General features: G+C 40.6%; 18 protein-coding genes and 1 tRNA gene. 12 read left to right on the forward strand and 7 right to left on the reverse strand.

Annotation, left to right across the window (positions count from 1 at the left end; genetic code table 11):
* Nucleotides 1-8: 8 nt before the first annotated feature.
* Nucleotides 9-704 carry a hypothetical protein gene (locus tag F9K23_09970; protein ID KAB2915579.1) on the forward strand — a complete coding sequence of 232 codons (696 nt, stop codon included), beginning with the start codon at nt 9-11 and terminating at the stop codon, nt 702-704.
* 39 nt (nt 705-743) lie between these two features.
* Nucleotides 744-817, forward strand: a tRNA-Arg gene (locus tag F9K23_09975).
* 47 nt (nt 818-864) lie between these two features.
* Here F9K23_09975 and F9K23_09980 read toward each other — a convergent pair.
* Complete coding sequence (locus tag F9K23_09980) at nt 865-1,290, reverse strand: DUF1801 domain-containing protein (protein KAB2915580.1); 426 nt, start codon at nt 1,288-1,290, stop codon at nt 865-867.
* 150 nt (nt 1,291-1,440) lie between these two features.
* Complete coding sequence (locus tag F9K23_09985) at nt 1,441-2,553, reverse strand: porin (GenBank protein ID KAB2915581.1); 1,113 nt, start codon at nt 2,551-2,553, stop codon at nt 1,441-1,443.
* Between the two features lie 258 nt (nt 2,554-2,811).
* Here F9K23_09985 and F9K23_09990 point away from each other — a divergent pair, with 258 nt between their 5' ends.
* The 3 genes from F9K23_09990 (at nt 2,812) to F9K23_10000 (ending at nt 6,762) form a co-directional block, all read left to right on the forward strand.
* Entirely contained in the window at nt 2,812-5,601 is a 2,790-nt protein-coding gene (locus F9K23_09990) for a T9SS type B sorting domain-containing protein (GenBank protein ID KAB2915582.1), read from the forward strand.
* A 103-nt stretch (nt 5,602-5,704) separates the two neighbouring features.
* Nucleotides 5,705-6,181, forward strand: coding sequence for a GyrI-like domain-containing protein (locus F9K23_09995; GenBank protein ID KAB2915583.1), 477 nt, complete (start codon nt 5,705-5,707; stop codon nt 6,179-6,181).
* 11 nt (nt 6,182-6,192) lie between these two features.
* Nucleotides 6,193-6,762 carry a pentapeptide repeat-containing protein gene (locus F9K23_10000; GenBank protein ID KAB2915584.1) on the forward strand — a complete coding sequence of 190 codons (570 nt, stop codon included), beginning with the start codon at nt 6,193-6,195 and terminating at the stop codon, nt 6,760-6,762.
* Nucleotides 6,763-6,771: 9 nt separating this feature from the next.
* Here F9K23_10000 and F9K23_10005 read toward each other — a convergent pair whose 3' ends face one another.
* From F9K23_10005 to F9K23_10015, 3 genes are all read right to left on the reverse strand, one after another.
* Nucleotides 6,772-7,497 (reverse strand): DNA alkylation repair protein, encoded by a 726-nt coding sequence (locus F9K23_10005; protein KAB2915585.1) that lies wholly within the window; start codon nt 7,495-7,497, stop codon nt 6,772-6,774.
* A 25-nt stretch (nt 7,498-7,522) separates the two neighbouring features.
* A complete protein-coding gene (locus F9K23_10010; protein KAB2915586.1) occupies nt 7,523-7,981 on the reverse strand; it encodes a VOC family protein in 459 nt (152 codons plus the stop codon).
* A gap of 203 nt (nt 7,982-8,184) precedes the next feature.
* Nucleotides 8,185-9,237 (reverse strand): nucleoid-associated protein, encoded by a 1,053-nt coding sequence (locus tag F9K23_10015; protein ID KAB2915587.1) that lies wholly within the window; start codon nt 9,235-9,237, stop codon nt 8,185-8,187.
* 164 nt (nt 9,238-9,401) lie between these two features.
* Between F9K23_10015 and F9K23_10020 the strand changes: the two genes are divergently transcribed.
* Nucleotides 9,402-11,246, forward strand: coding sequence for a PAS domain S-box protein (locus F9K23_10020; GenBank protein ID KAB2915588.1), 1,845 nt, complete (start codon nt 9,402-9,404; stop codon nt 11,244-11,246).
* Nucleotides 11,246-11,650, forward strand: a complete 405-nt coding sequence (locus F9K23_10025) for a response regulator (GenBank protein KAB2915589.1) — start codon at nt 11,246-11,248, stop codon at nt 11,648-11,650. The genes F9K23_10020 and F9K23_10025 overlap by 1 nt, the downstream gene beginning before the upstream one ends.
* A 6-nt stretch (nt 11,651-11,656) precedes the next feature.
* On the opposite strand, the gene F9K23_10030 is transcribed toward F9K23_10025, so the two are convergent.
* The gene (locus F9K23_10030; GenBank protein ID KAB2915590.1) at nt 11,657-12,475 is read right to left on the reverse strand and encodes a hypothetical protein; all 819 of its coding nucleotides are present in this window, start codon (nt 12,473-12,475) and stop codon (nt 11,657-11,659) included.
* Nucleotides 12,476-12,597: 122 nt separating this feature from the next.
* Between F9K23_10030 and F9K23_10035 the strand changes: the two genes are divergently transcribed.
* From F9K23_10035 to F9K23_10050, 4 genes are all read left to right on the forward strand, one after another.
* Nucleotides 12,598-14,604, forward strand: a complete 2,007-nt coding sequence (locus tag F9K23_10035; protein KAB2915591.1) for a thioredoxin domain-containing protein — start codon at nt 12,598-12,600, stop codon at nt 14,602-14,604.
* A 34-nt stretch (nt 14,605-14,638) separates the two neighbouring features.
* Nucleotides 14,639-14,845 carry a hypothetical protein gene (locus F9K23_10040; protein ID KAB2915592.1) on the forward strand — a complete coding sequence of 69 codons (207 nt, stop codon included), beginning with the start codon at nt 14,639-14,641 and terminating at the stop codon, nt 14,843-14,845.
* A gap of 132 nt (nt 14,846-14,977) precedes the next feature.
* Nucleotides 14,978-15,391 (forward strand): hypothetical protein, encoded by a 414-nt coding sequence (locus F9K23_10045; GenBank protein KAB2915593.1) that lies wholly within the window; start codon nt 14,978-14,980, stop codon nt 15,389-15,391.
* A 9-nt stretch (nt 15,392-15,400) separates the two neighbouring features.
* Nucleotides 15,401-15,964 (forward strand): hypothetical protein, encoded by a 564-nt coding sequence (locus F9K23_10050; protein ID KAB2915594.1) that lies wholly within the window; start codon nt 15,401-15,403, stop codon nt 15,962-15,964.
* 12 nt (nt 15,965-15,976) lie between these two features.
* Here F9K23_10050 and F9K23_10055 read toward each other — a convergent pair whose 3' ends face one another.
* Nucleotides 15,977-16,954: a helix-turn-helix domain-containing protein gene (locus tag F9K23_10055; protein KAB2915595.1), complete on the reverse strand. Its 978-nt coding sequence runs from the start codon at nt 16,952-16,954 to the stop codon at nt 15,977-15,979.
* 115 nt (nt 16,955-17,069) lie between these two features.
* Between F9K23_10055 and F9K23_10060 the strand changes: the two genes are divergently transcribed.
* Nucleotides 17,070-17,468 carry a hypothetical protein gene (locus F9K23_10060; GenBank protein ID KAB2915596.1) on the forward strand — a complete coding sequence of 133 codons (399 nt, stop codon included), beginning with the start codon at nt 17,070-17,072 and terminating at the stop codon, nt 17,466-17,468.
* Nucleotides 17,469-17,477 lie beyond the last annotated feature (9 nt).

A 17,477-nucleotide genomic window follows, 5' to 3' on the forward strand; every position in this document is an offset into this window, starting at 1 on the left:
TTAAAACTATGAAACAGAAGTTTTTCAGCGATAAGTTTATGAGTGCTTTAGGCCGTTCATACCTTGTGCCTTGCAACATGTGGAATAAGGAGGATGAAGATTTTTATACAAAAAACATCCTTCCTGTTTTCAGGCGGTTTATGAAAAATTTATTGCCCCGATTGAAAAAGTGCGACGGCAGTGTTAATGATAACTTAAAAGAGATTTTAATCACCTGTGCAAACCGCTCGTTTTTTGAATTACCAACCGGCGAGTTTGCCGAAGTGGGGGCTATAATTACACAACAGCACGTGGTTGCCGGAATGCCTGTAGAAGGTATGGTGTTTGGTTTTACGCCCAAAAAAATTGTATTGGCTGGCGGAATTTTCGGGATTGAAGACCATAAGCTGGAACAGATTAAAGGTTTTTTGACTGAACAGAATGAAAAATATACACTGTTGCAAGACAACGAAGATTTTTCAGAAAGTTTTGGGAAGGAGGGTTTTTGCCGCCCAACCAATCCTTTGGGAGTAAATACCTGTTCGGACGGGTTGGTGTTGAATCAAGGCTTCGCAGGCTGTGTTGGCTATATTCCGGGGCGGTTTATTACGGATGATATTTTGCCCGATATTATTATTGCTCATTACAAAGGGATAAAAGCGATGAACCGCTTTCTGAACAAAGCAGTAAAACCTTTGAAGGTATCGTGTGAAATAACGGTTTGAACTATGAAACGATAGCTGTATCTTTGCAGCCGTTTTCATGGTCCCGTAGCTCAGTTGGATAGAGCAACTGCCTTCTAAGCAGTAGGCCATTGGTTCGAATCCAATCGGGATCACAAACATTTAAAGCCACATTTTGTGGCTTTTTTTATTCTTAAGAATGCTAATTCTTTGCCTCAAATCCAAAACGGATAGCATCTTTAAGCACTTCAATATTAATATCCTGAAGCTTCTTAAACTTAATGCAGTAGCCTGTTACGCCGGCTTTTCCCAAACTTTTTCCATATGTATCGGCTAAGTACGTTTTATCATCAATGCCAAGAATATATACTGAGATTCCGCTTGTGTTTGCACTAATACCAATTTGATAGAACTCTCTGGTTTTGCCGTCAGTATATTTCATGGTTTGAAATCCATATCCGATATTAGGGTTTGAAACCACTTTGTTTTCACTGTTTTTCCCATCCAAGAACCATAATCGGCAGTCAGGGTTTATCCCCATTATAACACGGTGCAACTCCTGCATGTCATTCCGTTTTGCTTCGGGCTGACTTGTAATATACTCGTTGATTTGTTCTAGAACGTTCATGGGTGTGAATTTGTAAGGTGCTTATTTTCGCCTAATCAAAGGTATGAACCATAAAATGATTTAGTTAGAAACGTTTGAACTTAAAATTGTCTTACTATAACACTTAAGATATTTTAGCTTTAGCCGTGTGAGAGAATATTTCATTTCACATTAAAACCAAAGAGTCAGGTTTGATATTACTAAATTGGAGGTATTAACAGCAGACCCTTTGCGTATATAGACCTTCTCATCCGACCAAAAAGTTCTACCTTCAAACCTCACCATGATATTGTGTGCAATTTGATAGTTGTAGCCCACCGAAGCACTGAACGAAGAAAACCCGTTAGTGGCTGTGATGGGGGCTATTTGTACGCTGTTAGGGTCGTTAAAATATTCAACCCTTGCGGCAACGGATGATGCTTTGCCAAACCGTAACCTGCCGATTAGGTTGGCCTGCCACCAGTTATGGTTTACCATTTTTCCAGCAAGGTCTCTGCGTTGCTGCACTCCAAAGTAAGCGCAGCCGGTGGCAGAAAACTTACCATCGGGATTGTAAATGAAAAATACATCAGTAAAATAACGGGCTCTGTTTTGGGGTGTAACAGATGATACTTCATTGCCTACGTATGTGTTCCAGTTTATCAGCCATTTTTTGGCAGGGCGGTATTCAACCTGTGTGCCGATGGATTTATCACTGTTAAGATCTTGTATTTGCTGCCAGCCGTTTAGCAGATATAAGTACAGGTTTACTTTGGAATTAAGCGTATAGCTGAGTTTTAACCCCGAAAGATAGTAGGGCACGTATTCAGGGGCGAAGGAACGGGTGTACATTAAATGGTCTTTTGATATGGCACTCTCGTTGGTGTAGGGAGAACCGAATACCCCGGCATCTAACCAAATCTCGCGTTTTTGTGATAAACGTATGCCCGCATACCCTTCAACAATATTTTTTAACACCCCGGGTTCAGCGGTGTAATTGGCATTGATATACGTGCCAAAACCGGGCACAAAACGCGCTCGGATGTTTTGAGAACTGTATTTAATATCAGCGTAGGCAAGGTTAATGGTAAACTCGTTGTGGCGCGCCATTGAAACAAAGTAAGGTCTGTCTGCTGATTTGGGCTCGTTAAAATCAAACCCGTAATAGGCATCTACATAACCCCCAACGGTTACTTTGCCTTCTTTTTGCACATCGGTGGTATCCATAACCCCTGTATTGGTAACCTGTGCTATCGAAACTGCACTATTGCAAAACGCACTAGCTATTAAAATAAACTTCCTCATTATTAGCTGGTTGGTTATAAATTATCAAAAGCTAAGCATAGCTTTAGTAGTGTACCCAATCCCTGCACATAGGCTTATGCATCAATGTTTAGGTTTTAAGGACAAAACAACGTCAAAGGTATTAGAATTTACAAAACAATCAGGGTGTACAGTATGCTGTAAATCCATGTTATAAATCGCAAAAGGTAACATTGGGAAGGGTTATTTTTAATGCTTTGATAAAACACCCTTAAAGCTGCGGATGTTGTTTTGCAAAATATGTTTAGGGGGATTAAATACGCAATTTCAATTGTATTGTTTGTTGTTTTTTGTGTCAAAGGGGTTTCGCAAACGGATGATTTGATGATTGTTGAGTATGTGGATTGGAATCCCGGAAGTGGTTTCGGGGTTAAAATTTTCAATCCCACCAATGCCAGCATCAATTTATCAGCCTATACATTGGATGTTTATAATAACGGAGCTACGTCCCCCAACGGTTCTTATACACTTAGCGGAACACTTTCATCGGGAGCGTCAGTTATTGTAGGTAATACACCGTATTGTAATACCAACTGTGCATCAACTTGCGGTTTGGTAAACTCTAATGCGGGTGTAAACGGTAACGATGCAGTGGCTTTGCGAAAAAGCGGGGCATATATTGATATGGTAGGGCTTGTAGGGTACGACCCGGGTTCACAAGGGTGGAAGGTGGATAATACATCCGATGCCTTGTTGTGGCACAAGATTGTTCGCAACTCAAATAATTGTACCCGTTATACATCCACAAGCGGTTCGGGGGCTAATTCGTGGCCCAACAGTTCGTCGGTAAACGTTACAGGCTGGATAGTTTCAGGTTATTCGTGCATTTCAGGCGGGTTCTCGCTGAGTGGTTCGGGAGGTACACCAAAAATAAATATCCCTTCTACTGATACCGTGGTGTGTAGCGGCACAGCGATAAACTTTACAGCCAATGCAACGTATAAATGGTATCGTAAAAACAGCAACGGAACATCGACACTAAATAACAGTGCTTCTACGCTTTCTATCTCATTTAACCAAAGCGGCACCGATACAGTAATTATCGAAGGAAATTCATGCGGGGTAGCTTCCTATGATACGCTGGTAGTTAAAGTAGGAGCTCCATTTTCGTTTTCTTTCGGGGTCGATAGTACATACTGTGGAAAGATAAACGCACTATTAAACCCTGCTATCAGCAATGCTACTTATGTGTGGCAGGACAATTCAACCACATCCACTTATCAACCAACAGTTGCCGGTACGTATTGGGCAAAAGCTACCCGTGATAATTGCACAGCGGCTGATACCATTGTTATTGGTCTTCAAAATGCAGTGGTTCCCAGTTTAGGAGTAGATACAGCCATTTGTGCGGGTGATAGCATTAGTAAATCATTTACTTGCACGGGGTGTAGTTATTTATGGAATACTAATCAATCAACCCCTGCAATTACCATTAAGCAGGCTGGCAGTTATTGGCTGGAAGTTACTGATGGTAATTGCAAAACACGAGATACGGTTGTGATTACTATAAAGCAAGGCCCTGCGGTTGCTTTGGGTAATGATACTGCTGTATGTGCCGGCGATAGTCTTTTAAAAACGTATACCTGTACAAACTGCAAATACCTTTGGAATACAGGCGACACCACGGCTTCTATTTACATGAAACAGGCTGGTAGTTATTGGCTGCGTGCTGATAACGGATGTGTAAACAGCGATACCATTACGCTATCAATCAATCAGCTTCCTTTAGTTAGTTTGGGTGCTGATACTTCCTTTTGTGCAGGTGATAGCATCGCAAAATCATACAACTGTGCAGGTTGCAGCTATTTGTGGAGTACCGCAGAAACCACACCAAACATTACTATTAAGCAAGCAGGAAATTATTGGTTACAAGTAAATAACGGGTGTAAAAACTGGGATACCGTAACGGTAACTGTTAAACAGCCTCCGATGGTTAGTTTAGGTGCTGATACTGCTGTTTGTGTGGGTGATAGTATTATTAAATCGTTTAGTTGTGTCGGATGTACTTATAACTGGAGTACAACTGATACCATGCCCTCAATTTCTATCAAACAAAGCGGGGCATATTGGCTAAAGGCCACAAACTTGGGTTGCTCAGCCTTTGATACAATTGTTGTTGCTTCTAAACCATCGCCTGTGTTTTCATTGGGTAATGATACTTCAATATGCAGTTCAGGGGGGAGTTATACCCTTAAAATATCAATTGCAGGGGCAACAAAACAATGGAGCACAGGAGCCACTACCGATTCTGTTATTATAACCACGGCGGGATTGTATTGGGCTAAACTCTCTGCAAGCGGGTGTAGCTATACCGATAGTATTACGATTCGTGCGGCAACTGCACCTTCAAAAAAACTGAGAGATACTTCGGTTTGTAGCGGTCAGAGTGCTGTTTTAGATGCTGCCATCGCCGGAGCCACTTATTTGTGGGATGATAACAGTACCCAAGCAACCCGAACGGTGAGTGCTAAAGGCAAATACAAAGTAGTTTTTATGCTGAATGGGTGTGCCTTTGCAGATTCAGCGGTACTTAACTTAGACTCATTGCCGGTAAAACCTGTAATAAATGATACTTCGGTTTGTGAGGATGCGGTATTGGCACTTGACGGTACTGCTAAAGGAGCAACCTCGTATGTTTGGAATACAGGGGAAACCACACCCTTAATTTCTCCCGATTCAGGAGGTATTTATATTATCTCAGCCATAAACAAATGCGGTGCTGTTTTGGATACAGCTTTTATTAACGTGGAGGACTGTAACCCGCCTTACATACCCAATGTTTTTACTCCTAATGGTGATAGTCTGAATGACGGCTTTTACATTGATTATAAAAGTGTTAATTCTTTTAAAATTGAAATATATAACCGTTGGGGAGAACGTGTTTTTGAGTCGGACTCATCGTCATTTATCTGGCGTGGTGATTATAACGGCCAGTTAGTTCCTATGGGGGTATATTTTTATACCATTTCTTCACAGGCAGGAATTGGCCGAACATATAACACCTCAGGAACAATAACGCTTATCCGTTAGCGGATAAACGGTTATTGATTTTTCTTAGAGCGTTACCTCTGTGTTTTTTGTTGAGAAACAATTATTTTGTTTCCTGTAACAAAGTTTATTTTGAACCGAAACTATGAATCCGGAAATAAAAACTATCCCCGAAAAGAAGCTGATTGGAATGCACATTACTGTTACTCCTGAAAGCAACCCCACCGGTGAATTGTGGCGCAGGTTTATGCCCCGAAGGAGAGAAATAACCAATGCAATAGGAGCGGAGGTAGTTTCGATGCAGATTTTTGACCCCTCTACTCAGTTTGGAGCTATGCAACAACCCCCAACGTTTGAGAATTGGGCTGCGGTTGAAGTTGCCGATTTCAGTGTGGTACCCGATGGTATGGAAACGTACACCCTAGCAGGCGGAAAATTCGTAACCTATTTGCACATAGGCACTGATGCCAAGTATTTTGAAAATTTGGGATATATGTTTACTGAATGGCTGCCCGCAAATGGCTTAACCGTGGATAGCAGGGAGCATTTTGAGTTGTTGGGTGAACGATACAAAGTAAACGACCCCGCATCAGAAGAGGAAGTTTGGATTCCGGTTAAATAAAATCTGTCGGTATGATTGAAAGTTTTGATAATGAAGTCTTTGAGGGTAAAAATTACTCAGGGCAAGCATTGCTTAAGCATGAGTATGATACTTGCGTATTTAAAGGATGTGATTTTTCAGAAGCTGATTTATCAGGTACATCGTTTATGGATTGTGAGTTTATAGATTGTAATATCAGCAATGCAAAACTAAAAGACACTTCGTTTAGGGATGTAACGTTTAAAAACTGTAAGCTGTTGGGGTTAAACTTTAGCGTGTGTAATAAGTTTCTGTCGTTATTAAAGTTTGAGGATTGTGTGCTCACCATCGCATCGTTTTTTAAACTAAAGCTGGGGGGTACTAAATTTAAGAACTGCAACCTGCGGGAAGCTGATTTTGCCGATGCAGATTTTACCGCTTCGGTATTTGCAAATTGTGATTTTAGCGGAGCTATTTTTGATAATACAGTACTTGAAAAAGCTGACTTTAGAACGTCGTATAATTTCTCAATCAATCCTGAAAAGAATAAAATCAAAAAGGCCAAGTTTTCTTTAAATACAGTAGCCGGATTGCTTGAATCGTACAATATTGAAATTGAATAACCGCAGCAGTTATTTTTTTAAGCCCATGTAATGTTTACGTTGGGCATCATCAAGGTGTTCAATGGCGTAGCGCAGCATTGTACGTGGCATTGTGGCGGCAAACTGGTCTAAAAACTCAAGTAAGCGGGCACGGTGTTTATTTTTACCCGCCTGCCTTATCCACCCGCCTACAGCTTTGTGAATTAAGTCCTGTTCATCGTGCAGCAAAATTTCAGCAATTTTAAAAGTATCGTCCACCTGTCCGTATTTCAGAAAATAAGCAGTACTAACAATGGCCGTGCGCCTTTCCCACATGTTATCCGAAACAGCCAGTTGGTATAATATGTCCCGGGGTTTATCAAACAGGTAACCGCCCACCACATAAATGCAACTTACATCCACCAAGTCCCAGTTGTTAATGCGGTCGTGTCTGCGTATGTATAACTCATACAGTTCTTTCCTGCGGCTTTCAGGTGTTTTTTTAATACGGGCTTGCTTATCCATAATGCTCAAAGCACCCGCCCTTATTTCGTGGATATTATCCTGCAACAGTTTTTCAATTTCAAGGGGAGGCATGGCAACAAATTCTTTTGCTAATGCAAATAATTGCCCCATGCGCACCCCAATAAATTTGTCGCCTTCGCCGTATTGTCCTTTGCCCGATTTAAAATACCGTTGTATTTTGGCTAATTCCTCGTCAGATTGGAGTTTCCAAAGCCTTTCTACAAATAGTTCAGCAGTTATATTTTCAGGCATCGTTTAGCGTGTTTTGGGCAGGTGATTATTGTCCGTCGCGGGCACGTTTCAAATCTTCAATCACAATTTTATTCATGCTCAACATGGCTTGCATAGCACGGTTTGCTTTTTCAGGGTCAGCATCGTTCAAATATTCGCCCAAGGCATCAGGAATAATTTGCCAAGATAAACCAAACTTATCTTTAAGCCATCCGCAGCGTTCTTCGCTACCGCCTTCAGTTAGTTTTTCCCAGTAATAATCCACTTCTTCCTGATTTTTACAGCTTACATAAAACGAAATTGCAGGAGTAAATTTAAACATAGGGCCGCCGTTTAAGGCCATAAAATCCTGTCCGTTTAACTGAAATGTGGCCGAGAATGCAGGACCGTTAGGACCTTGACGCATAATGTTGCCAATTTTAGAATCTTTAAAAACTCCGGCATAAAAGTTAACGGCCTCTTCAAGGTTGCCGTCAAACCAAAGGAATGGGGTAATTTTTTGCATAGTTTAGTTGTATTAAATTGTTTTATAGTTTGTTATACAAAAATAGAGAGAGCAATATATACTCCAAAGGTGGTTATGCGGCAATTTTAAGGGCACTTTGCGGCACATTGTTATAAGCCCCCCTTGTTGCTGTATAGGATGAAATAAAATGTAAGATAGTGAAGATGGAGACGGAACGGTGTGCTATGTTTTTTGCAAAAAGGCTAAGCCTCTTCGTCAAAATAAATCTTGTAGAACTTTTTACCCGTTACCTCATCGTAGCCGCGCTCAATAAGATTACGGTCGCCGTGTATGTACACGTGGAAGTTCTTATCCAATTTTAGCACGCTTTTAAACGTGCGGGATTGTTTTTTTACAGCTTGGTTTGAAATATCAAAACTCTCCTCAAACGAAAAATTGTTTTCCTTTTCGAAGGTGTCCTTAAACCCGTTAAAGCTTTCAATCAATTCGGGTTGACCAAAAATTTCCTCAGTAAAAGCGTTGTTATCAAACGATTCATTCCGTTTAAAAAAATCAACCGAACGGTTCAGAATATCAATTTGGTCGCTTTTAGCCACTTCAAATCTGCTTGGAAGTTCATTTACCACAAAGTCTTTGCAAAGCTTCAAATAGTTAGCCGTATTAAAATAGTTATCCTGCAAAGGTTTCACCGAAAGAAAATCATCGGTCCAAAACTGGGCTTCACTGCCGCGGTTCGTATTATCAACAATAGCAATTTTGTATCCGTCGGCCTTATTAATATTGTATATTAAACAGCCTTTGTCCAAATGCTTAGGGTCTATCCCCTCCAGCAAGTTTAACTTAGACAAGCCCGTACGGTTAAACTCAATATTTAAAAAGCGGTCTTTGTTCTCAGATTTAAAAATACCCAGCACGTCAACCGTTTCATTGTCTATTACACAACCCGTAAAAAGCACCACATACACCTCTCCAGCCTTTATTTTGGGGTGATTAGAGCATTCGTACAAGTGCTTGCAAATATTTTTTGACAGTGGTTGAAACAAACTGATATCCTCAAACAATTGCCCTGCGTAATTGTATATTTCATTCAAGCCGATATCAGATGAATGGTTGAAGCTGTAAAACTCTTCGGTAGTAAAGGGTTTTAAGAAAAACTTAAGCAAAACTGCTTGTTCATCATCACCAAGTTCGTTCAAAACATCTTTTTCAGTCAGCTTGCAGCCTTCGTCCTTTTGTTTGTTGCCGGCGTAGTGTATTGTAAGGCGGGCAATATCAGCCATTGAGAAATCAACCATAAAGGCAAAAATAAATAAAAGGCACTACCACATAAGTAAAAATGCTGTTAGAATAGTTTTGCTTTAATAAAATAGTGTTTGAATTTATTGTTGTAGTTAATATTTTATTAACTTGTAACAGCAAGGAAAGATTTGATTTCACAGCTAACAAATTAAGCTATATTATGGGTGCAGCTGATTCTTTAACAGGCTTTTTTAGCATGGCTCCGTATGCCATGTTGGCGGTAGACATGGGTGGTATTATTGTTTTGGCCAATAAGCATCTTGAAACGTTGTTTGGTTATGATAGCGATGAACTTATTGGTAGTAAACTACATGAATTAGTACCTGAAATTCATAGGGAAGTGCATGAACGGGGCAGAATAGAATTCATGCAAAATTCTCCAAATAATAAGATAGTTATGGGTAGGGAGTTTGAAGCAAAACGTAAAGACGGTAGTTTGCTTTTTGTTGAAGTTACCATTAACGTATACGAAGATGCAAATGACAGGATTGCCTTTGCAGCTATAAAAGACGTTACCGAACGTCATGTGCTTTACAGCCAATTAAAGGTGAGCAATAATACCTTTAAGGGAGCGTTTCAGCACTCAGCAATCGGTATGGCGTTGGTATCCACGGAGGGTAAGTTTATTGAGGTTAACAATAATTTATGTGAAACGGTAGGCTATACTGAGGAGGAATTGCTGGCTACCGATTTTCAAACCATTACCCACCCTGAAGATTTAAGTCTTGATCTTGATCGCGTTCACATGGTATTGAGGGGTGAGATTAAAAACTACCAGATAGAAAAACGTTATATACATAAAAACGGAAGTTTGGTTTGGGTATTACTTGCCGTATCGTTGGTACGCGATACTAAAGGTACGCCCCTGCACTTTGTTTCGCAGATAAAGGATATTACAGCAAGAAAAAAGGCTGAGGCCGAGTTGAAAAAAAGTGAACAACGCTGGTTGTTTGCCTTGGAAGGTGCGGACGAAGGTGTGTGGGATTGGGACGGTAAAAATGATACGGTGTTTTTTTCGAAGAAATGGAAGGAAATGCTGGGATATGGTGAGCATGAAATAGGGGATAAATTGAGTGAGTGGAGTGATAGAGTGCACCCTGATGATATAGACCGCTGCAATGAAGATTTGAATAAACACTTCAGAGGGGAAACACCCTTTTATACGAACGAACACCGGTTGTTATGTAAAGACGGGACCTATAAGTGGATACTTGACCGTGGAAAGGTGATTGAGTGGGGTGATGAAGGAAAACCTTTGAGGGTGATAGGTACGCACAGTGATATATCAATGCAAAAAGAGAAAGAGCATTTATTGCAGCAATCAATAGCTATTATTAGTGAACAAAACGCCCGTTTAATGAATTTTGCCCACATTGTGTCGCACAACTTGCGTTCGCACTCGGGTAATTTTCAGCTGTTGTTAAATTTGCTTGAGAACGCTGAAAATGACGATGAATACAAACAAATGCTAAGCTTGCTTAAGGAGAATGCACAATCATTAGACGAAGCAATAAAACACCTGAATGAGGTGGTGCAAATACAAACAAATGCAAACATATCGAAGCAGGAGTTGGGTTTACGTTCGTTTATAGTTAAAACTACCGATACCTTGGCGGGCGAGATTACCAAACACAATGTGAAGGTGGTGAATCATGTACCTGATCACGAAAAAGTATATTATAACCCCGCTTACCTTGAGAGTGTATTACTTAACTTTATTTCGAACGGAATAAAATACAGACATCCGGAAAGACACCCTGAAATTGAGCTTTCAACAGGAAAAGAGGATGGAAAACTATATTTATCAATAAAAGATAATGGAATTGGTATAAATTTGGAAAAGTATGGGAAAAAGCTGTTTGGTTTGTACAAAACCTTTCATGGTAATAGTGATGCACGCGGAGTAGGATTATTCATCACTAAAAATCAAGTTGATGCCATGGGGGGAAGTATAGATGTGAAAAGCGAACCAAATAGCGGAACAACATTTAAAATTTTTTTTTAATGAACGACAAAATTGACGTTGCATTTATTGTTGATGATGACCAGATATATGTATTTGGTTTAAAGAAGTTAATAGCTATCAATAATCTATGTAAGAATATCCTTGTGTTTGAAAATGGGGAAAAAGCTATGAACTACATAACCCCTATAATGAAAAACAGCGAGCAATTGCCTGATGTGATATTATTGGATTTGAATATGCCGGTGATGGACGGTTGGGAGTTTTTGGATGAATTTGTAAAGATTAAACCCCAATTGAGCAAAAAAATTCAGATTTACATGGTGAGCTCATCAATAAACCCTGCTGATATTGAAAGGGCAAAGCAGTATGAAGAATTATCGGATTACCTGATAAAACCCATCAGCATTGAAGAACTGCACAGGGTATTTACTGTAGCCGCTTAATAATAATTAGTTTTTAGGGCTTGGTGGTAAACTATCCGCAGGGGTAGTTTTTTGTGGTGGATTGTCAGCCTTGTTTTTCTCCTTCTTTTCCTTCTTTTTACGCTCCAACTCCTGTTTTTTCTTGCGTTTCTCTTCTTCTCTTGCCGCTTTTTGTTTGGCTTTCTCTTCGGCTTTTAGCTTTTTGGTATCTTCTTTCTCCTTCTTCTTGGCCTCTAACTCTTTTATTTTAGCATTCTTTGCTGAGTCTTCTTCCGCTTTTTGGTTGGCTGCTGTGCGCTGTTGTTCGCGTTTCTCACGCCTACGTTCCGCCTCGCGGTCAATTTTTTCATAGTCGGGCACTTCCTCTACTTCGCGTTTTTCAATCCTGAAATCCTCACCCAAAAACCAAGCATTGTTCAACTCAATAGCCGTAAAAAACAATGTAGCAGCTCTTTTTTTATAATGACAATCAATTTCAACTACACTAAACTTTTTTCCGTCTTGCGTTTGCACCAAATGTCTCACTTCGTCCTTCTCAAGCTTAGATAACGGCATATCCAACGATTCCGCTTCCTTTTTCAAGGTTTTAAACGAACGTTTCAGCGCATATTCTACCTGCTTTTGGGCTACCAGCACTTGCTGGGCCTGCTTTTCAATATCCATAGAGTCGTAAGTGCTTTTTAAGTCATTATAACTCGGATAAAAAGGCTTCAGGCTATCAAACTCCTCGTGGTGTAATGCCATAAAAACCGAGTCAGCAAGTCCTGTTAGGGTTTGTGCGTGCAATGTCGCACTGCTAAACAATAGGGTTAATATCAGCGAGTATATTTTAAAAAACTGTTTCATGCAGGCATACAAAGGTACGGTACAAAGTATTTATATACTTGCTTTGATAAACGTAAACAACCCCGTTGAAATTATTTTGCCCCGCCAACACGTACTATCTTTGCAGCCATAAATTAACAACCATGCACACCAACCGATTGATAAATGCCAGCAGTCCCTATTTGCAACAACACGCACACAATCCCGTAGATTGGTACGAGTGGGGCGAAGAAGCATGGCAAAAGGCTAAGGCAGAAGACAAACTGGTGTTGGTGAGCATTGGCTACAGTGCTTGCCACTGGTGCCACGTAATGGAGCGCGAGAGCTTTGAGAACGAAGATACGGCAGCCTTGATGAACGAATATTTTGTGTGCATTAAGGTGGACCGAGAGGAACGGCCCGATGTGGACCAAGTGTACATGGATGCCGTGCAACTGATTACAGGGCGTGGCGGTTGGCCGCTGAATATGTTTTGCTTACCCGATGGACGACCTTTACACGGGGGAACTTATTTCCCGAACCGTGAGTGGAATCAGTTGCTTTTGCAGTTGTATGATTTTTACCGCAATAAGAAACAAGAAGCTCTTGAATTTGCCGCCAAGCTAACCGACGGTGTACGCAACATGGATGCTTTAACGGTTGCCCCGCAAATAGAAAGATTTACGCCACAGGATATGGATGCGCTGTATAATTTGTGGAAACCCCAATTTGATTGGAAGGAAGGCGGCAATGAACGCGTGCCTAAATTCCCGATGCCTAATAATTGGCAATTTTTGCTCAACTATGGTTTGCTGGCAAATAACCACGAGGCATTGCAGTTTGCTGATTTTACACTTGAAAAAATTGCCCGTGGCGGTATCAACGACCTATTGGGCGGCGGCTTTGCGCGCTACTCAACCGATGGGTTGTGGTTAGTGCCCCATTTTGAAAAAATGTTGTACGATAACGGTCAACTGGTTTCAGTGTATGCCAATATGCTTCGAGCAGATGGCAATCCGTTTTACAAGCAAGTAATTGACGAAACGCTGAACTTTGTTAGTAGGGAACTGACCGATGCCAACGGGGGCTTTTACAGCGCACTGGATGCCGACAGTGAGGGTGTTGAAGGCAAGTTTTACGTATGGACTAAGGCTGAATTGGTAGATATATTGGCAGCCGATGAACCCTTGTTTAGTGCCTACTATAACTGCACCGAAGCTGGTAATTGGGAACACAGCCTGAATATTTTATACACTAAAACAAGTGTGGAAGCCTTTGCTTCTGAAAAGGGAATTGCATTAGCAGCGTTTGAAGCCTTGCTAAACCGTTGCCACACAACCCTGATGGCTGCCCGCGATAAACGGGTGCGCCCCGGGCTTGACGATAAGATAATTTGCAGTTGGAACGCCCTGATGCTGAAAGGCTATGCCGATGCTTACCTCGCCACCCGAAACGAACAATATTTGCAGTCAGCCCTTGCCAACCAACAATTTATAGCTACTAATTTTTTACAAAACAACCGCTTGCTGCGTATACACAAAGCAGGCAAAAACACCATAAATGCTTTTATGGAGGATTATGCTTGTGTGATTGACGCCTACCTGCAACTGTACCAATGCACGTTTGATGTTGATTTGCTGCACACCGCACAAGCGCTTACCCAAACCTGTTTTGATGAATTTTACAGCGAAGAAAACAATCTGTTTTACTTCACCTCAAAACTTGACCCACCGTTGGTGGCTCGCAAAACCGATACGGGGGATGATGTAATATCATCGGCCAACTCAATAATGGCGGACAACTTGTATAAGCTGGCCTATTATTTTGGTACTACTAACTACAAAACCGTTGCTGAGGATATGCTGGCAAAAATGGCACAGCAATTAAAAAAATACCCAAGCTGGTATAGCCGTTGGGCGGATGTGGCGTTAATGCAAGCCTTCGGGTTGTACCAAATTGTAATAATAGGGGAGGAAGCCCACCAACTGTACCAACACTTTACTGATTACCTGCCCAACGCTGTATTTGCCGTAAGCATAAACGGCAGCGAAAACCTACCCCTGTTTGAAAACCGCCACGTGCAAGGCCAAACACTGATTTATATCTGCAAGAATGAAACCTGCTCATTACCCGTAACAACCGTAGAAGCCGCAATGGGCTTGATGCAATAAACTCCAAACGTTTGTTTCTTCTTTTTAGTTGAGAATGTGTAATACTCCGAATGGTTTTAAACCATTCGGAGTAAACTATCACAAAAGCGTCGGGCTTTATGCCCGTCGTTATAGTAGCGAAAACCTATCCCTGTTTGAAAACCGCTATGTGCAAGGCCAAACACTGATTTATATCTGCAAGAACGAAACCTGCTCATTGCCCGTAACAACCGTTGAGGCCGCAATGGGCTTGATGCAATAAACTCCAAAGACGATGTTAAGGTGTTACGCTGTTACGAGGTTATGATTTACGGATTGCCATTTTAAATGGGAATCCCTTGTACTCGAGTTTAAAGTTATATATTGTTATATTTGCTTAAGTAACTATTCAATTATGGAGCATCGCGAATTAGAAAAGATTTTTGTGGATTTTATTCAGAATAATAAAGGCTATGGAAAAGCAACAATTATATACGAGGCTAAACTTAAATCCATTAATGAATCTAATTCATCCCCATGGCGTGCGGATATTTTAATTATTGATTCAGAAAATGATGAGTATTTAGCTTTAGTTGAGATAAAAGCCTCAAAACAAAAAAAAGACTTAATCAATGAGTTAAGAAAGATTGAACGTTATTTAAAAGAAATTGGAAAAGAAGATTTACCGTTTTTTATAGTTAGCTCTGAAAATGAGGGAGATTTTAATATACATATTCTTTCCGAAGACAAAGTAAAGGAAGTTAGTAAAGATGATTTTCCAAGCTTTGAAGTACTTGAAGCTAAAGTTAGGGCTGATGCTAAAATTTAGGCAGAAGAATTGAGCAAAAGAACATTTGAAAAATATAAGAGGAAAGAAATAATAATAAAAAGAACGGCTTGGGGCACAATAATAAGTTTAATAGCTGGGGTAACAACTGTTATCGCTTTATTCATATCAATAGTTGACGTGTTACCATTTAGGAGGATAGAGAAACCTCTACTTGTTAGCGAGTTCGATTCAGTGAAGTTAAATAAAACAATTGTGATATTAGACTCACTTTATTCTATACAATTGAGAGAGTTAAATAATATCTTAGAAAATAAGGATACAATGGGTAAGACATATATTATCAACAAGAAAATTGAACAGTTGGAGGGAAAAATTACTAACTTAGAATTGTTGTTTAAGTCACCATCCGATATGCTTTATAAATTGCAAGAGATTAACTATGAGATTAAAAGAATTGATGGGGAAATTTTAAATCAGGAAGAATTAATACAATTAAAATTAACCGCAATGGATGATAAAATTAATCAAATAGCAATTTGGGGTGCAGGACTATTAATTACAATTATTGGTTCAATCATTGGATTTGCAATCAGTGCATTTAATAAAAGTTAGATGGTATTGTTTCTACCCCGCCACCAAGCGGCTGTATTTATTACGGTATTCAATCGGCGATAGGCCGGTAATCCGTTTAAAGGTTAAGCGGAACGCCTTAGGGTCGGTATAACCGATGTTATACATCACCTCGTTCACATTATCGCGCGATGATTCAAGACTCATCTTTGCTGCCTCCACCTTTACCCGTTGTATGTATTCAGCCACCGTGTTAGCCGTTGCCTTTTTAAATCGTCGTTCAAAATTACGTCGGCTCAGTGCGGCCTTCTCGGCCAGTTCATCCACCGTCAGTTTTTCCCTAAAATTACTTTCAATATATTCCTGTGCCTTGCGCACCGCCTCGTCCTCGTGTCCCTTTTGTCCTTGAAACACCACAAACGATAATTGATCTTTACGTTCAATTTCAATAGCAAACACCTTGGCGCTCATAATGGCCATATCCCTGCCCGCAAACTTCTCAATCAGGTATAAAATCAAATTAAGGTACGAAAACGCCCCACCGCTTGAGTAGATACCGTTTTCATCCGTAATAATCCGTTCCGTAACCAATTCAACTTCCGGAAACATTTGGCGGAAGGCGTTTTCGGCCAGCCAGTGTGTGGCACATTTTCGTCCGTTTACCAATCCGGTTGAGGCCAGCAAAAAAGCCCCCAAACACAAACTGGCTACCTCAGCGCCGCCCTTGTATTGCTGCTCAATCCAGCCTATAAAAGGTTTGTTAATTTCTATGGCCTCCATTATATCTCCGTCAACCGCAGGTATTATAATAAGGTCGGTTTGCTTCACATCCTTTAGCAGCGCATCTGCATTAATGGTGTACAATCCTCCCGATAATTTGGTGTGCTCTTTCATACCCACCAACTGCACCTTAAACAAAGGGTCTTTTCCTTGCTCTCTAAAGAAGTGGTTTACTTGTGTAAACAGCTGGCGTGTGCCTTCAAGGCTGCCCAAAATAGCCTTCTCAGGTACAAGAATTGATACGTGCTTCATAAAATCAAAAGTAATAAAAAACTGACGCAAAACACCCCTTTGATTGTCGTATTACCACCCAAAGTCTTTTGATTACCCATTGTAGGTTTGTAGTGTAGTTATAACCGTTGCAACAGTGCATACATATTACTTAAGAAAAGATATACGCGTGTTTTACACTACTGCTGCATCGTTTCCCGAAGGTATAGAGGATGCATTTTGTACCCTGATGGAGCGAGTACCTGAAAGTGAAAAACGTGCCGTGGTTGGGGTTTCGTGGACTGATGAACAAGGAGCTATTATTTATCACGCGGCGATGATAGAACTGTATAATGATGAGGGCGATAAGTATGGTTTTGCAACGTTTGTGATACCCAGCGGGGAGTACGTTACCGAAACGGTAACTAACTGGCGCAATAAAATTGCCTCGGTTGAACATACGTTTCGAAAACTGGCAAGGCATCCCAATGCTGCTTGCCCTTGTGTAGAGTTGTATGAGGGTAATAACATGATATGCTTGGTTAAAATTGGATGACAATTTTTT

It is taken from the genome of Bacteroidota bacterium (assembly GCA_008933805.1).
Lineage (GTDB): Bacteria > Bacteroidota > Bacteroidia > UBA8524 > UBA8524 > SB11.

Coding starts and splice junctions, on each gene's coding strand:
- F9K23_09970 (KAB2915579.1), top strand. CDS start 9: ATGAAACAGAAGTTTTTCAGCGATAAGTTTATGAGTGCTTTAGGCCGT.
- F9K23_10045 (KAB2915593.1), top strand. CDS start 14,978: ATGGAGCATCGCGAATTAGAAAAGATTTTTGTGGATTTTATTCAGAAT.
- F9K23_10005 (KAB2915585.1), bottom strand. CDS start 7,497: ATGCCTGAAAATATAACTGCTGAACTATTTGTAGAAAGGCTTTGGAAA.
- F9K23_09995 (KAB2915583.1), top strand. CDS start 5,705: ATGAATCCGGAAATAAAAACTATCCCCGAAAAGAAGCTGATTGGAATG.
- F9K23_10025 (KAB2915589.1), top strand. CDS start 11,246: ATGAACGACAAAATTGACGTTGCATTTATTGTTGATGATGACCAGATA.
- F9K23_10010 (KAB2915586.1), bottom strand. CDS start 7,981: ATGCAAAAAATTACCCCATTCCTTTGGTTTGACGGCAACCTTGAAGAG.
- F9K23_10020 (KAB2915588.1), top strand. CDS start 9,402: ATGGGTGCAGCTGATTCTTTAACAGGCTTTTTTAGCATGGCTCCGTAT.
- F9K23_10035 (KAB2915591.1), top strand. CDS start 12,598: ATGCACACCAACCGATTGATAAATGCCAGCAGTCCCTATTTGCAACAA.
- F9K23_10015 (KAB2915587.1), bottom strand. CDS start 9,237: ATGGTTGATTTCTCAATGGCTGATATTGCCCGCCTTACAATACACTAC.
- F9K23_10055 (KAB2915595.1), bottom strand. CDS start 16,954: ATGAAGCACGTATCAATTCTTGTACCTGAGAAGGCTATTTTGGGCAGC.
- F9K23_09980 (KAB2915580.1), bottom strand. CDS start 1,290: ATGAACGTTCTAGAACAAATCAACGAGTATATTACAAGTCAGCCCGAA.
- F9K23_10000 (KAB2915584.1), top strand. CDS start 6,193: ATGATTGAAAGTTTTGATAATGAAGTCTTTGAGGGTAAAAATTACTCA.
- F9K23_09990 (KAB2915582.1), top strand. CDS start 2,812: ATGTTTAGGGGGATTAAATACGCAATTTCAATTGTATTGTTTGTTGTT.
- F9K23_10040 (KAB2915592.1), top strand. CDS start 14,639: ATGTGTAATACTCCGAATGGTTTTAAACCATTCGGAGTAAACTATCAC.
- F9K23_10030 (KAB2915590.1), bottom strand. CDS start 12,475: ATGAAACAGTTTTTTAAAATATACTCGCTGATATTAACCCTATTGTTT.
- F9K23_09985 (KAB2915581.1), bottom strand. CDS start 2,553: ATGAGGAAGTTTATTTTAATAGCTAGTGCGTTTTGCAATAGTGCAGTT.